Raw genomic sequence first — 12769 nt, 5'->3', positions numbered from 1 at the left:
GACGAAACGGCATGCGCATCAACGACTTTCGAGCATAGGCGGCCGCGGCGGCGCCACAAGGCCGGCCGTGTTGCGCGCCAATCTCGATGACCAGGCCAAAGCTGGCCCGATGACGACCACCTCTCCTATCCTGGAGGGGTTGCCGGCGCAGATGGCTGCAGTACCGCACAAGAGCCAGGAGGCTAGTGTCCGCTCGAATCATGCCGCTACGGCTCGAGGCGTTCGAGCAGCTTCCCAAGCACGCACGCCGGTGCGTCTTCTGGGAAGTCGATCCAGCGACCCTCGGTAATCAGGACCACCTCGCCGACCCCGAATTCGAAAAAGAAGCATGGCTGTCGATGGTGATGCTGGAGTGGGGATCGTGTGGGCAAGTCGCCACCGCTGTCCCGGACGAGCGAAGCCAAGCCGAGCCCCCGTGTCTGGGATACGTGTTCTACGCGCCGCCGCGGGCGGTGCCGCGGGCACAGCGGTTCCCCACCGGTCCGGTGTCCGCCGACGCGGTGCTGTTGACGTCGATGGGCATCGAACCCGGGCCGGCGGCCGACGACCTCCCGCACGGCTTGATCGCCCGGGTCATCGATGAACTGGTACGCCGCGGCGTGCGCGCACTCGAGGCGTTCGGCCGTACCCCGGCGGCGTCGGAATTGCAGGATCCGCGCTTGGTCGGACCCGACGTACGGCCCGTGCTGGAAGCCGTCGGCGACTGCTCGGTGGACCACTGTGTCATGGATGCGGAATTCTTGAAGGACACGGGTTTCGTTGTGGTAGCGCCACATACGTACTTCCCGCGGCTGCGGCTGGAACTCGACAAGGGCCTCGGCTGGAAGGCGGAGGTGGAGGCCGCCCTGGAGCGCCTGCTGGAGAACGCACATCTGGAGCAGCCGGTCGGCGCCGGCTCCACGGCAGCGGGGTCTACGACAGCGAATGCGCCCGAAACCGCCCCGGGCGGTTGAGAATTAGGAGCCGCCGAGTTGGCTGGTGCGTTCCACCGACAGCTCGTGGGCCAGCAGTTCGGCGAACGTGAAGGTGCCGGTGGGGCGGTCGTTCTTGCCCAACAGGTAGAGCCGCTTCACCGCGGCGAGGATCCCCTCGGCGATGGCGTCGCGGGCCTGCGTCGAGACCAGCATCGAGCGGTCCCGAGGGTTGGTGATGTAGCCGACGTCGACCTGTACCGTCGGCATCCGGGTCAGGCGCAGCAGATCCCACGTCCTGCCGTGTGTCCGACAGTCCCGTAAACCGGTGCGAGCCACCACTTCTCGCTGAATGAAGTCGGCGAGGTTGCGCCCGATGGTGGACACCGAACCGTGCGAGTTGCCGAAGTGAAAGGAAGCCACCCCGTTGGCCGCGGCGCTGATCTGACTTTCGCAGCGCAGGCTGATCATCAGGTCGGCGCCGACGTTATTGGCGGTGGCGGCGCGTTCGGCGTCGAGGGGGCTGCGGTTGACCGGTCGCGACAGGAATGTCTCCATGCCGATGGCGGCCATCCGCCCTTCCAAACGACTGCCTAAGTCCCACAACACATCTGCTTCGCTGATCGGTCCCGACGGGCCCTGCATGATCGTGCCGTGGTCCGCGCCGCCGCGGCCCGGATCGATGATGATCCGCTTGCCAGACAATTTGGGGCCAGATGAGCGAACCAGCTCTTCTTCGCGGAGCGCGTGCGGAGATCCGCCGGTGACCCGCGAACTCAGGAAATGGAAGGAGCGCAACGTTTCTGGGCCGCAGATACCGTCGGCGGAAAGCCCGTACTCGCGCTGGTAGGACATCAATGCGTTGTGGGTCTGCAGGCCGAAATATCCGTCGACTAGGCCGGTGTAGAAGCCCAGATCTTGCAGCCGCGCCTGCAGCGTTGCGACGTCGTCGCCGAACAGCGGGGCCCCGAATTGGTGATACAGCGTGCGGGCACCGAGCCGATACGACGCCTCCTTGAGCGCGCGGTAGGTCGCTTCGCCGACGATGCCGTCCACCAGCAGGCCGCGATGCTGCTGGAAGGCACGGACCGCTTGGTCGAGTTCGGCGTCGAAGAGTTCGAGGGCCACGTGCCGGCCGGTGTTGAGATCGTCCTCGGAGCTATCCAGCAGGCCCAGTGTGACCAGCGTCGCCCGAATTTCGGTCACAGCTGCGCTGTGGTCACCACAACGCAGCGCGTCGCCGTATTCGCGGCGCGGACTCGACATACCAAGGGCCCTCCGGGACTATTGACAAGCTCAGATGTTGGGCAACAGCTACCGGTATTGTCGCAGACGCTTCTCAGATTTCGGAAAACCGCAGGCTGTGCGCGGGGCGTGGTGCGGCGACGTAATTGAAATCAGCTGAGGTTGGGAACGGCGTCCGAGAGCTCCCGCAGTAACGCCGCCTTGCCTTTCGCGCCGACGATCCGCTTCACCGGCTGCCCGTCTTTGAACAGGATGAGGGTGGGGATGGAGACCACCTGGAAGTTCTGTGCGGTTTCGGGGTTGGCGTCCACGTCGAGCTTGGCGACCGTGAGCTGTTCGCCCCGCTCGCTGGCGATTTCCTCGAGAACCGGCGCCACCATCTTGCAGGGGCCGCACCACGTTGCCCAGAAGTCAACCAGCACAGGCTTATTGCTGGATAGCACGTCGGTTGAGAACGACGCGTCGGAGACTTCTATTGTGGCACCGGCTTTTTCGGCGTCGGTCATTGTGGTGCTCCAATCAATGTGTCGGTACTGCCCGGAAATTCGGTTGCGTCGCCTTGCGCGGCGGCGCTGGACTCTTCGTGGTCCGCGAGCCAGCGCTCGGCGTCGATGGCCGCCGAGCAGCCGCTGCCCGCGGCGGTGATGGCCTGGCGATAGGTGCGGTCCACCAGGTCCCCGGCGGCGAACACCCCATCAATCGACGTGCTGGTGGTGCGGCCCCGCACCAGCACATAACCCTCGGGGTCGGTCTCGAGCACGTCGCGCACCAGCTCCGAGCGCGGGTCATGGCCGATGGCCACGAACACCCCGGTCACCGCCAACGTCGAGACCTCCCCGGTGCCGGTGTCGCGCAGCCGCAAACCCGTCACAGTGGACTCGCCCTCGACCGCCTCGACCGCCTTGTTGGTCACGATGGTGATCTTGTCGTTGGCCCGGGCGCGGTCCAGCATGATCCGCGACGCCCGGAACTCCTCGCGCCGGTGCACCAACGTCACGCTGCGGGCAAACCGGGTCAAAAACGTCGCCTCCTCCATCGCCGAGTCCCCGCCGCCGATCACAGCGATGTCTTGATCCTTGAAGAAGAACCCATCACAGGTAGCGCACGAGGACACGCCGCGGCCCAGCAGCTCCTGCTCGCCGGGCACCCCCAAATAGCGCGCGGCGGCACCCATCGCCAAGATCACCGACCGCGCCCGCACCGTCTCACCCTCAGCCGTGGTCACCGTCTTGACCGGACCGTCGAGCGAGACCGATTCGACGTCCTCCATCCGCAGATCCGCACCGAAGCGCAACGCCTGCTCACGCATCTCATCCATCAACTCCGGACCGGTGATCCCGTCGCGAAAACCCGGAAAATTCTCCACCTCGGTGGTCGTCATCAACGCCCCACCGAACGACGTCCCCTCAAACACCACCGGCGCCAACTGCGCCCGCGCCGTATACAACGCCGCGGTATACCCAGCAGGACCCGAACCAATAACGATCACGTCATGCACAGTGTCGGAGGTCATGAAAACCTTTCAAACGATTCGTCTCTGGATCTGTGTAAACACCAGCGTAGGCACGGCTGTTCCCGGGTGGGTCGCACCTGCTATCGCACCACATTAAGGGCGGGGGACCCCGGTGTTGGCCAGTAGGCCGGTATCGGCGGCGCTGCAGTTGGGGGAGACCGCAAAGACGGCCAGGACGTGTGGGCTGTCGCCGGGTACCACCAGAACGACGCCGGGGCGGGCATTGATCTCGACCGGGCGTGCGCCCAGGATCGGCGTCGACGCCGGATAGCCGAGGCCGGTGAGGCAGGAGGCGCGCCGCCCCGGGTCGTCGAGCGTTCCGTAGTCGGGGCTGCGGTCGAGCAGGCCGAGGATCTCGTTCCGCGAGAGCGGGATCTCCATCGGTGGTGTCGACAGCGTGATGTGCTGGACGTCGCCAGGGGTATCCGGGACGGGTTCGGGAGCATGCAGGAGCGCGACGGTCCCGACGCCGATCGCGAAGAGCACCGCGCACAGGCCCGCCGCGGCCGCGATGGCCCGGGCCGGACGGATGTGTGGGCGAGCGGAGTGAACGGGCGGTTCCGCCGCATCACCGGAAGCGGGCTCCGCGGAACGCAGTGCCGCCGCGATCCGGGCCGTTACCCGCGGGGGCGGGTCGGGTGCGGAGCCCTGGTCGACGCCGACGGCGGCGACGTCGTTGCGGACCCGGTTCAAGGCACCCAGCACGGCGGCGGCATGCGGGTCGGCGCGGACTTGGCTGCGGAGGCGGGCGGCGGTCTCGTCGTCGAGGAGCCCGGCCTGTAGGTCGGCGAGCAGTTCGACGGTCAGCGGTCGGTCTGATCCCGGGTTGCGGTCACTTGCCGCATCGTCGTCCGGTGCACTCATCGCACACAGTGTCCGTCATGCGCGCCCCGATGGCCACGCATAGCCCCGCGCGGCCGGTTGCATGTCGGGCACAGTCAGGGCTGGCCGGCGGCGTCTGGCAGGGCGTGTGTGTCGGCGTCGAGGTAGCCCAGCAGCTCGGCAAGCCGGACCCGGCCGCGAGCGCAGCGACTCTTGATCGTGCCTTCGGCGACGCCGAGCAGGCGGGCGGTGTCGGCCACCGAGTAACCCTGCATGTCGACGGCCACCACCGCGGCCCGCTGTTCGAGGGGGAGCCGCATCAGGGCGCGCTGCACGGCCAACTTGGTCTCGACCTGAGCCGTGCGGTCGGCAACCGGATAGATGTCTTCCAGCGGCACGGTCGGATGCGCTTTGGTGCGGCGCAGCCGGTCCAGGCAGGCGTTGACGACGATGCGGTGCAGCCAGCTGCCGACGGCGGCGTCGTGCCGGAATGCGCCCGCACCGCGATGCGCGGAAAGCATGGCATCTTGCAGCGCGTCTTCCGCGTCCTCGGGCGTGCGGGTGGTCAGCCGGGCAAGCCGGTGCAGGTGCCGCTGGTGCCGTCCGAAGAGCTCGCCGAAGGCGTGACGGTCGCCCGCCACATGGGCTGCGAGCAGTTCGGCGTCACTGCGCTCGTGCTTGGCGTTTCTCCCGAAGCCCACGGCCGGACATTAACCAATCGCCTATGGCGCGGCACTTCACTTGGACGGGCTCATGTGAGTGGGTCGAATGGGCCGCGGATCAGGACGCGGCCTGGACCGTGATCTCCGAGAATCCGGCTTGGCTCTTGCCGTTGGTGGATCCCAGGGTGGCGATCCACACCAGCAGATTCGACGTCGGCGAACCCGCCTTGACCGGGATCACGTTGTGGCCGGGTTTGAGCGTGAAGCCAGGGGCCAGCACGGTGGTGTCGTTGAGGCTGGACGGCGTCGGCGAGGATGCCGCGCGGATCTCGACCTTGGTCCCGCTGCTGGGGGTGTCGATGCTGACTTGGCCGACGACGGTGGGGCTGGGCAGCTGCAAGATCAGCCCCTCGCCCTGCTTGAAACTGGGGAAGGGCACGGCGTCGGTGTACACCTCGGTCGCCCACGCCGTCGAGGGATCGCCGTCGATGGCCTGCCCGGCCGTCCCCGCGTTGTCGGCGTCGCCGTCGGGGGAGAAGACCGTCGCTTTGGTGGGTTTGACGACGCTTCCCGCGGCCGCGGGCGGCGCGCTCGACGACGCAGGCGCGGATGACGACGACGAGGGCCCGTTCAGTCCGAGCTCGTCCTTGTTGAGGCCACCGCCGACGTTGCCGAAGATCTTGCTCACTATTGACGCCAGCACCAGCAGGGCCACCACGATGACGGCGAGGCCGGCGCCGACCCCGATGAGCACGTTGCGCCGACGGCGGGCGAAGGCCGCCTGCTCCTGACCGGGTGAGATCAACGCCGCCGAGGGCGAGGGCGAATCGTCGATGGGGCCGAGGACCTCAGTGCGGTCGGCGACCGCGGTGGCCTGCTGAAGGAGGTTCAAAAGCGTTGAGGCGCTGCGTATTCCGCCGTCCTCCTGGACCGCTCGGACGGCGACCGCGGAGATCTGGAAGGGGATATCGCGGTCGAGGGACATCGGCTCGACGGGGTTGCCGGACGGGTCGCGTTCGGCCGCCGCGAGCCCGCTGCGCACCCCGCTCTCCACGATCGGCCACCGATTGACCAGTAAGGCGTAGAGCGCGGCGCCGATGCCGCGGATGTCGTCCTGCGGGTTGGCGTCGGGCATAGTCGCCGGGTAGGCCAGCACGACGTCGCCTTCGATGCTGACGCGCACTCGGCTGGGGTGGTCGATCGACAGGGCGACGCCGGCGCGGTGGGCCGCGTCGGCGGCGGCGGCCAGCGACTGCATGGCCCGCACAGCGCCCACCGGCGAGGGTGCGGTGTCGGCCACCTCCTGCAACGAGCCGCCGCGGATCCATTCGGATACCACCAGGCCGCCGGAGCCGGTGTGCACGACGTCGAGGACGCGGGCGATGCCGGGTTTGTCGATGCGGCTGAGCCGCAGGGTGCGCGACAAGATGTCTTGGAGGACCTCGTCGGGCAGGGCGCCGTCCGGGTCGACGAAGGTCAGCGCGACCTGCCGGTCCAGCGCGGTGTCCAGCGCCTGCCAGAACTGCAGCGGTGGGGCGCCGCCGTGGAACACCAGCAGCCGGTACCGGCCGCCGGCGATGCGGGCGCCGGGAACAAGGTGCACGTCATCTCCGGTGGAATCCGCCGTACGGCCGCGCGGCGCCTCGAACGGGGTCTGTGCATGGCGGGAGCCGGGGATATCGCCGTTGAACTGGTCCGACGGGCGGGACGGGGCGGGCGGCGTTGGCCCGGCGGCGGGAATGTCGGGCTGGAAGTCGTCGGCGATCGGCCGCGGCAGCGAAGTATCTGAGCCTGTACCAGGGCCAGAGCTGGGGGCTGCGCTCTCCATCGGGCGGTCGGTCACCTCCGGTCCTTTCACTAGCCGGGCTCGGTTTGCCCGCTCCGGAGGCCTGCGCCGGATCGGCTCCTGGACCGCATTTACCCCAGGCGGGGACGAATTCCTCTGCTCAGGGTACGTGACCGGGCGCCGGTGGGACGATCGATCCGTGGCACTCGGCTTGCGCGGGCGCGGTCCGCGGCCCGTGATGCGGTAGCGCAGGGCGTCCAGGGCCGCCCGCGCCTCCGGGACCTCGGCGCGCAGCATGACCGCGGCGGTGATCGGCAGCATGATCAGCCCCAGCGCGACCAGGCGAAGCAGGGAACCGGCGCCGCCGTGGTCGGTCAAAGTGTTCAGCCCGAGCAGGCGGTCGACCACATGGGCGATCAATCCGGCCAGCATGGACGCGGTGAGCGTCACCAGGATCGTCCGGACTTCGCCGACGCCGATCAAGTGACCACCGGCCGGCAGCAGGGCCCTTCGCAGCAGGACGTAGCCGATGATGGCGCCGGCGAGGAACCCGGCGCCGTTGGCCAGCCCCAGGAAGCCGGCCACCAGCTTGGGGTCGTCGGTGAGGTGCGGCGCCAGCACTGAGCCGAGGATCTTGACGGCCGTGATGACCAGGATGATGACGATCGGCGTCCACGGCTGTTCGCGCGCGTAGAACACTCGGAGCTGCAGAAGCACCAGCCCGTAGGGGATCAGCGTGAAGGCCGAGAGGGTGATCGCGGCGCCCAGGTATCCGGCGTCGACGTTTCCGAAATGGCCATAGGCGAACAGCGCGCTGCCCATCGCGGGCCCGCCGACGGTCATGAACGCCACGATCGGGATGAGCGTGATCAACGTCAGCCGGGTGGCCAAGGACAGGTCGCCGAGCACGGCCTCGGTGTCGTCGGCGGCGGCGTTGCGGCTCAGCCGCGGCATGACGACCGTCAGCACCGTCACGCCGATCATGCCGAACGGCAGCATCAGGACCAGCCAGGTGTAGTTGTAGATCGCAGGTCCCGATGCCGCTGCGGTGCTGGCGATCTGGTTCCCGACCACCAGGCCGAGCTGGCTGATCAGGACGTAGAGCACCATGGCGGCGGCCATGGTGCCGAAGCGCTTGAGGCGCTGGTCGATTCCCCACAGAGGACGCAGGTCGACGCGTTGGCGGCGCAGCGCCACCAGCAGCAGCCCGGTTTGGGCGAACACGCCCAGCGTGGTGCCGACAGCGAGCACCAGCAGCTTGGCGTTGCCCATCCGGACGGGATCGACCGAGAGCTCGCCGGGAACCAGTGCGTAGACCGCCAGGGTGACCAGCGCGACGACGTTATTGACAACCGGCGCCCACGCCGTGGGCCCGAATACGTTGCGGGTGTTCAGGATCGCCATGAACACCGATGTCAGCCCATAGGCCAGGACCTGGGGAAGCAGCAGGTAGGCGAAGGCGATGGTCAGCGGCTCGTTGACTTGCGGGTTGCGGCCCAGCATCAACCGCACCAGCAGCGGGGCGGCCACTACCGACAGCGCCGTGGCGAAGATCAGCAACGCCGTCGTCAACGTGACCAGGCGCCGCACGAACGCCGCGCCGCCGTCGGGGTCGCTTTGCTCGGCGCGGGCCAGCACCGGCACGAAGATCGCGGTGAAGGTCGCCTCCAGCACCAGCGCCGCGACGAGGTTGGGCAGCTGGTTGGCCACCGAGAACGCGCTGGACAGTGCGGCGCCCAAGATCGCGGCCAACAGCACCACCCGGGCGAAGCCGGTCAGCCGGCTGATCAACGTGGCGAAGGCCATCGCCCACGACCGCGAGACCAACGCCGCGTCAGACAGCTCGGGGCGCCGCCGATCGATCTCGGCGGCAACGGGCGGCAGTGGACCGGTCGGCGGCGAGCCCGCCGCACGGGACTGCGACGGCTCGGGCAGGCGGTGGTGCGGGTGGGCCTGCCGATAGGTGGGGGTCATACTCGGTGCTCTTGTTCGACCCGGTCGTCGTCGGGGTCAGCGGCGGGCCGGGCATCGGGTGGGTCGGGGCGGTCCAGGTCGGCGGGGTCGGGCTGGCCACGGAAGCGATGCCACAGCCGTCGGCCGGCCAGCAGGATCAGGACCGCCGCGGCGGACAGCGTGATGGCGAACAAGACCTTGCCGTAGGCGTTGGAGTGCACCGACAATCGCACGGGCTCCCCCAGCCGCAAACCGTCCGGAGTCCGTAGGGTCGCGTCAACGGCGACGCGCTGGGTGAAGTTCACTTCGACCGGGATGCGCAGCGGCAGGTAACCCGGCGGCAGTTCGATCTGGCCGATGTCGGTGACGTTCATCCCCGGTGGCGCATCGACATGCAGCCGCACCCGGATCGGAACGGCCAGACCGTTGTGCAGCGCCAGCGGCAGCGGGCTGTGCTCGGTGGCCAGGGTGTAGGAGCCGCCCGGGTTGACGATCGTCACCGCGCCGAACAGGTCGTTAACCGTTTTGCCGACCACCACGAGGCGCTGCTGGGCCAGCCCGTTGCGGGTGTCGGGCGGTTGGGATTGGCTCAGCGCGCGCAGCATGTCCTCGCGCAGCGGCGCGGTGTACTGGACGCCGGTCAGCCCGGTGCGATCGTCGGTCATCAGCGATGCCGTCAGGCCCCACAGCCGGCCGACCTGCCCGCTGATGCCGGCGGTGACGTCGTCGCTGAACTGGCCGGGTGCGGAGGCGTAGGTGCCGACGCCTCCCTGCGGCTCGGTGCGGGCTGGTGCCGATTGGTTGGCGTCGGCGACCACGGCCGGCAGCGGTCGCGGTACCGCCAGACCGGAGCGGATGGTGGTGGTCAGGGCGGTCAGGATGACCTGGGCGTCGTCGGCCTGCAGATTCCACGTCGACGGCGGAACCAGGATCTGGGTGCGGGGCTCGTCGCGGTCGAGCGCATGCCAGAAGATCGAGCCCAGCGCGTCCTGCCGGCGCGCGGTCGCGGAGTCGTGGCCCAGCCGAACCGTCAGGGACGAGTCCAGGTACGTCGGCACCCCGGGGGTGGTGCCCGCCCCGGCCAGCGCGGCGCCGACGGCGGGGTCGAACGGCGCAACCATGACTTGCGGGGACAACCGCCGCGGCGCGGTGTCGGCGCCGCTCCCGGGGGAGCCCTGCGCCTCGGTGGCCGACAGGTCGGCCGCAGCGATGGCGACCGTGTTGTCGCTGGCGCTGAGCAGCTTGACCATGCGGTTGGTCAGCGGACCGTTCGGCACCAGCGTGGCGCCGCGGATCGAGGAGACGTCCAGAATTTTGTCGACGATGCTGTTGGGATTCGTGGTGGCGATGGCGCTCAGGCCGGGATCGTTGACGCGCTGGACGGCGTCCAGGTCGGCTTGCGCGTAGGGGAGCGGGGCCACACACGTCCGGTGGGCCAGGGCGCGTAGGCGGTTCAGCCATTCGGTCGCGGCGGCCTGCCCGGCGCCCGGGTGGGTGGGGGTGCCGGGCAGCTGGGCCGAGTCGTCGGGCGAGTTGGACACGACATAGCCGGCGGTCATCGCGTTGACGGTGACCAGCAGATCCGGGTCGAGCGCCAGGCACAGCGCACGGCCGACCGCGCCGTCGGGGTCGACGTCGTGACTGGTGGCGACTTCGGCCGAGGCCAGCAGGATGTCGAGCCTGCCGCCGCCGGCCAGCGAGGTGGCCAGATCGTCGTCAACCAACCGCACCGGGATGGTCCCGCCCGGCACGCCGGGAGCCAGCCTGGGCCGGTCGGCCAGCGGCCACAGCATGGTGATCAGCACCGGTTTAGAGGTGTCGGGTGCGACGGCGGAGCCCACGTCGTCGGCGCGGTCGGGCGGCACGCCCACCACGGGCAGCAGGAAGCGCGCATTGTCCAACCGGGCGGGTGCGCCGTAGTCCGGTGTGCCGTTCACGTTGACCAGGACGGGGTAGATGCCCGGCTTCTCCGCGCCCAGCGACGGCTTGGTCAGGGCGCGCAGTGGGGCCGACAGGGTGAAGCCGACCTCTTGCCCGCGCTGCAGTTCGGGCGCCACGGTGAGGAAATCCGCGGCCGCCTGATACCCATCCGTGTCGCCGTCGAGGGTGGTGCGCAAACCCGCGGAGGCGGTGACGGGGCCCGCGTGCTCGAGGCGGACCATGACGTCGCGGACCGGCCGGTCGCCGATGTTGGTCACCATGCCGCTGACGGTCACGACGGGCGGACTGCTCGTGGTGACCACGTCGGGAGTGACTTGATCGATGCGAACCCGGACGAACGGTGTCACCCCCGGCTCGCCCGCCGCCGCACGCGGCGTCACCGGCCCGGTGAGCACCGCAAGTCCGGCCACGATGGCGAGCACGGCGGCGATACGCACCAAGCCGGCCCACCGGAGACGCGGAGCTGTCACGGCCCCGGTCCGTGGCCGTTCTTTCGGCCCGTGGCCGGTTTGTCAGCATGCCGAGTCCGCGAATGGGTCTGAGGGCGGCGGCGCGGGGAGCTGGGCGGCAGCGGGGGAAGCGAAGCCGGACCGTCGCTTTGTAGCTTGTCGATCAGCTCGTCGGCCACGCGGGCCAGCCGGCGTTCGTCGGCGTAGGCCAGCCGGGACGGCAACTCGCCCATCGGGACCCAGGCCACCTCGGCGACTTCGAGGTCCTCGTCGGACAACTCGCCGCCCGAGAAACGCATTAGATAGTGGTGCACGGTCTTGTGCACGCGGCGGCCGTCGGTGACGAACCAGTAGTCGATGCGGCCCAGCGCGGCGAGGACGCTGCCCCGGATGCCGGTCTCTTCGGCCACTTCTCTAATAGCGGTCTGCTCGGCGGTCTCACCGAGTTCGATGTGCCCCTTGGGCAGCGACCACAGCATCCGCCCCCGCCGGTCGATGCGTCCGATCAAGGCCGCGACCTGAGACTCGCGCGGTCCGTCGAGACCGTCGATGACCAACCCCCCGGCCGAGGTTTCGTGGACGGTCCGCAGCTGATCCGGTCCGCGGCGAGACGCCCGGGATCGGCGCGATTTGGTGGCTGTCGAGTCTCCGGTCGCTTGACCGGTGGTCTGCTTCTCGGACGAAGCCGCGGCGCCACGGCCCCGGCGCCGCCCCCGGCGCCGACGCGGTTTGCCTTGTTCGCCGTCCGACACCCAAGCGATAGTAGCTGGCACGGCATATTCTCCTGGAGATGCTCGCCGCGGGCTGAGCGCGCGAGGTCACGGCGGAAGGCGTGGTGTCAGATCGGGCCGATCGCTCCGGCAATGATGAAGCCGGGAATGAAGATGAGCAGCGACAGCGGCCCCGATAGGCTGCCGATCATCATTCCGCGCCCGATCTGGCCCCATCTTCCTGGCGCCCTGGCGATCAGCGCGCTGATACCGACGTAAGCCAGTGTTATCGGAAGAACGACAAACACGAAGGGCCACATCGGCAGAACGAACAGCCAGGTGACGAGATCGACCACAAGCACGTGGACCATGGCCACTGCAAAAGTCAGGGGTGCATATCGATCGTTTGGTGTACTTGCGAAAGGGTGTTCAGTCATGACTTGGTCTCAGCGCATTTCCAAGTAACCGAAAATTATCGCGCCGACTATCGCGACGCCCGAACAGCTCGCGATGCTCAATGCAAAACCACGACGACGCGAAGACGGCGACGTGAGAAGCGCAGCCGTGAGGAATGCACATTCCACCGTCGTGATGAGTGTTGCGGTCAATATCCAAGCGCGTTCGCTGCGGCCGCTTTCGGTTGCGAAAGGCCCCTTGCCCAGCAACCACATATTCATGATCAGCAAGCCTATTACGCCTTGCACTACCAATGGTGCGGACAGCGTGGCCGAACGCCAGGCGCGGGCATCGAAGGCCGTACGGAGGGACATCGTTCGT

At 68.6% G+C, this 12769-nt stretch carries 11 protein-coding genes; 1 reads left to right on the top strand and 10 read right to left on the bottom strand.

Translation table 11 applies throughout. The features are described 5' to 3' along the window. Positions 1 to 185: 185 nt before the first annotated feature. Complete coding sequence (locus tag AC5Y4T_RS09010) at positions 186 to 953, top strand: acetyltransferase (protein WP_499917448.1); 768 nt, start codon at positions 186 to 188, stop codon at positions 951 to 953. Positions 954 to 956: 3 nt separating this feature from the next. Here AC5Y4T_RS09010 and AC5Y4T_RS09005 read toward each other — a convergent pair whose 3' ends face one another. The 10 genes from AC5Y4T_RS09005 to AC5Y4T_RS08960 all read right to left on the bottom strand — a co-directional run bounded on the left by AC5Y4T_RS09005 (position 957) and on the right by AC5Y4T_RS08960 (position 12762). After that, entirely contained in the window at positions 957 to 2177 is a 1221-nt protein-coding gene (locus AC5Y4T_RS09005; RefSeq protein WP_499917449.1) for an N-acetylmuramoyl-L-alanine amidase, read from the bottom strand. Between the two features lie 131 nt (positions 2178 to 2308). Further along, the gene (trxA, locus tag AC5Y4T_RS09000; protein WP_406813330.1) at positions 2309 to 2662 is read right to left on the bottom strand and encodes a thioredoxin; all 354 of its coding nucleotides are present in this window, start codon (positions 2660 to 2662) and stop codon (positions 2309 to 2311) included. After that, positions 2659 to 3669 (bottom strand): thioredoxin-disulfide reductase, encoded by a 1011-nt coding sequence (trxB, locus tag AC5Y4T_RS08995; RefSeq protein ID WP_499952761.1) that lies wholly within the window; start codon positions 3667 to 3669, stop codon positions 2659 to 2661. Before trxB ends, trxA begins: the two co-directional genes overlap by 4 nt. A gap of 93 nt (positions 3670 to 3762) precedes the next feature. Next, positions 3763 to 4533 (bottom strand): RsmA family anti-sigma factor, encoded by a 771-nt coding sequence (locus AC5Y4T_RS08990; RefSeq protein ID WP_499952760.1) that lies wholly within the window; start codon positions 4531 to 4533, stop codon positions 3763 to 3765. 74 nt (positions 4534 to 4607) lie between these two features. Then, positions 4608 to 5192, bottom strand: coding sequence for an RNA polymerase sigma factor SigM (sigM, locus tag AC5Y4T_RS08985; protein ID WP_499917452.1), 585 nt, complete (start codon positions 5190 to 5192; stop codon positions 4608 to 4610). Positions 5193 to 5271: 79 nt separating this feature from the next. Further along, entirely contained in the window at positions 5272 to 8913 is a 3642-nt protein-coding gene (locus AC5Y4T_RS08980) for a lipid II flippase MurJ (protein ID WP_499952759.1), read from the bottom strand. Then, positions 8910 to 11303: a hypothetical protein gene (locus tag AC5Y4T_RS08975; RefSeq protein WP_499952758.1), complete on the bottom strand. Its 2394-nt coding sequence runs from the start codon at positions 11301 to 11303 to the stop codon at positions 8910 to 8912. The genes AC5Y4T_RS08980 and AC5Y4T_RS08975 overlap by 4 nt, the downstream gene beginning before the upstream one ends. Further along, a complete protein-coding gene (locus AC5Y4T_RS08970; RefSeq protein WP_499952757.1) occupies positions 11300 to 12034 on the bottom strand; it encodes an NUDIX hydrolase in 735 nt (244 codons plus the stop codon). The genes AC5Y4T_RS08975 and AC5Y4T_RS08970 overlap by 4 nt, the downstream gene beginning before the upstream one ends. A gap of 86 nt (positions 12035 to 12120) precedes the next feature. Continuing rightward, entirely contained in the window at positions 12121 to 12348 is a 228-nt protein-coding gene (locus AC5Y4T_RS08965; protein ID WP_499952881.1) for a hypothetical protein, read from the bottom strand. Between the two features lie 90 nt (positions 12349 to 12438). Further along, positions 12439 to 12762 carry a hypothetical protein gene (locus AC5Y4T_RS08960; protein ID WP_499952756.1) on the bottom strand — a complete coding sequence of 108 codons (324 nt, stop codon included), beginning with the start codon at positions 12760 to 12762 and terminating at the stop codon, positions 12439 to 12441. Positions 12763 to 12769: the final 7 nt, after the last annotated feature.

This window comes from Mycobacterium sp. NGS11 (assembly GCF_059813315.1).
Note: the sequence above shows the minus strand (reverse complement) of the source record. Positions and strands in the feature narration are given on the sequence as shown.